The organism is Streptococcus parasanguinis (genome assembly GCF_001578955.1).
GTDB lineage: Bacteria > Bacillota > Bacilli > Lactobacillales > Streptococcaceae > Streptococcus > Streptococcus parasanguinis_U.
This window is the reverse complement of sequence record NZ_KQ969690.1, coordinates 78255-79406: the sequence shown is the minus strand read 5'-3', so window position 1 is coordinate 79406 and position 1152 is coordinate 78255. Positions and strand designations below refer to the sequence as shown.

The window sequence follows — 1152 nt, the reverse complement described above, 5'->3', positions numbered from 1 at the left end:
ATTTCAACAGTCTCAGATACTTGTTTCCCATTATCGAACAGGCCATACCACCCATCTGGTAGAGACTTAATTGCCAAGTAATCCTTCAAAACTGATTTAAAATCATACTCTGATTCTTTAAATCGACTTATATTTTCCGGGGAGATAATTTTAACATAAATATCTCCTGATTCGATAAAACTACTATACGAGACATCATACCATCCCCCTAGAATTTTTAACTCAGAATTAGGAATGCCATTCTCATATTGCTCCATCAAACTGAAATAATTGTTACCTCGTTTCTTAACGGGGGATAAGCTTATTTCAATCCAAGAGCCGCTAAAAGCACTATACTCGTTAATTTTTTTATCTAATTCTGCTTCAAGCTCGATTCGCTCAGTACTGAATTCAAATCCCTTCTCTATAATAGGCAAATAGGCTCTATCAAAATCATCATAGGTATTTTCTATTCCTAGGTTTTCAGCTAAATCAATCTTATTAGAATACGGCATCACCAAGTGTTTAAATCTGACTGATTTTTTCAAGGGAATGGAAATCTTTTTCCCTTCAACCGTTTCAGAATAGATAAAATTCACATCCGGACCGGCATTGGGCCGAGTCCAAGAGAAACCTGTAATCTGTATATCTCCCCGAAAATTTCTACTATCATAGAACCCTTTTAAGTTAGAGTCTAAATTTCTATAAAAATAGAATCCTAGAAATAGCAGGAAGCAGATAACCACTAGAAAGGCTTTTGACCGATCACTAATCGTCGTCTGGCCCTTCTTGAAATGTTTCTTCAAATTCACGTTCCAACTCTTCTTCAACATTTTCCTCCTTTATGACCTTTTTAAATTCTTCAGCATTCCGAACGATTTCTTTCTGCCCACTCTTTGTATAAGGAGCACTAATAGACCAACTGAAATGATCTGCATCAGGAAACAAACTCTTGATGACAGTTTTTTCCTCCTCCATAGTGAGGTTTTGTTTTAAAATCAAGAGATGGCGATATTTTTTTAGTAGGGTTAAGAGTTTACTATCCTTCACCTTCACACCATTGCGATCTAATCTCTCCGTAGAACTTGAGGAAGTTTCTACTTTTTCATCTTCATCATCAAATTCATAATCTATCCAACATCCTCCTACATCTATTTTATTTCTATCAAGACT

Annotated in this window: 1 protein-coding gene and 1 pseudogene; both read right to left on the bottom strand. The window is 35.6% G+C overall.

Going from position 1 to position 1152, the window contains the following annotated elements:
- The coding region (locus tag SPADD19_RS04200; RefSeq protein WP_164905835.1) for a hypothetical protein at positions 1 to 791 on the bottom strand (791 nt) is incomplete at its 3' end.
- A pseudogene (locus SPADD19_RS04195) lies at positions 748 to 1152 on the bottom strand (hypothetical protein); the annotation flags it as partial. The gene SPADD19_RS04200 and the pseudogene SPADD19_RS04195, both read right to left, overlap by 44 nt.